The 1,110-nt window shown below is 60.5% G+C and carries 2 protein-coding genes; both read right to left on the reverse strand.

The window, feature by feature from the left end:
* Positions 1-296: hypothetical protein (locus EOA22_RS34680; RefSeq protein WP_164756222.1), on the reverse strand; the 296-nt coding region annotated here is incomplete at its 3' end.
* Between the two features lie 427 nt (positions 297-723).
* Positions 724-1,110, reverse strand: a 387-nt coding sequence (locus EOA22_RS34685) for an SMC-Scp complex subunit ScpB (RefSeq protein WP_164756223.1), incomplete at its 5' end; no start/stop codon positions are given.

The following is a 1,110-nucleotide window of genomic DNA, read 5'->3' on the forward strand; positions in this document are numbered from 1 at the left end:
CGCCGGACCGTCATGCGGTCATACGGAAATGCCGCCGCCGCGCCGGGGCGATCGTTTCCGTTCGAAGTTGGCATGCTATCGCTCATGTTTGACCACGCGTCGCAATCGACAATGGCTTGCTCGACAACGTTTGAACCAGGTGCTCGGTTCTGGGAAACGTCGATGGGCCTTCTCGTCGACACTAATTTGTTCATGGCGCCTCCGTTGGCGCTTGTATCGGGTACGGCCTCCATCCGGAGCTTGGCTTTGGCATCGATGGCATTCGCGCTCGGTGCACGCTTGCCAAGATTGGTCATCAAGATGGGAACGCCATAGTGGCCCGCGCCCGTCGCATGAAGATCGATCCGTCGAGCACGCGGCTCAGACAGGCTGACATCGCCTCACTCCTCGATACCAGCGTCAAGACAATCAGTAGGCTGCTTACTCGCGTGCGCATCCGGCTGACTGAGAGCCTTGGGGCATCAGCCAACGTCAACCTCGTCGGACCGGTTCAGGTTGATCGTTGAGGGATACTATGCAGCTCCCAAGAGCCCGGCATGCGGTCACGGTCATGCCGGGCTCTTCGTATTCCGACTGCTAGGCCTGGACGGATCGCGAACGACACGCCAATTTTCCGGCGGTTGGTCAGCCCAAGCGGGCTATCACTTGTGCCCGAGGGAACGGCTTCGGACCAGTCGCGTCAATGCGTGTCCGGCGATGGCGCGATCGCGCGTCTACCTTCTCTCAGATACCGAACTCAACACCTTCATTGTCCACACTTGCATCTTCCCCGTCTCCCTTCAGCCCAGTCAGAATATCGCCGGCCAGCAGCTTTTCCTTCGACAGCAGCCCTGCGTCCTCGAGCGCCTCGAGATCCGGCAGCTGGCGCAGCGTGTCGAGCCCGAATTGCGACAGAAAATTTTTGGTCGTCACATAGGTATAGGGCGCGCCCGGCTGCGGACTGCGCGGCCCCGAGGCGATGAGGTCCTGCCCCCGCAGCACACCGATCAGGTCGCGCGACACCTCCTTGCCAAAGAAGGAAGACAACTCGCCGCGCGTGATCGGCTGGAAATAGGCAATGCACATCAAAACCAGTGCCTCCGCCTGCGACAGTTCTTTTGCCCCCTCGCC

It is taken from the genome of Mesorhizobium sp. M7A.F.Ca.US.014.04.1.1 (genome assembly GCF_003998745.1).
Taxonomy (GTDB): Bacteria; Pseudomonadota; Alphaproteobacteria; order Rhizobiales; family Rhizobiaceae; genus Mesorhizobium; species Mesorhizobium ciceri.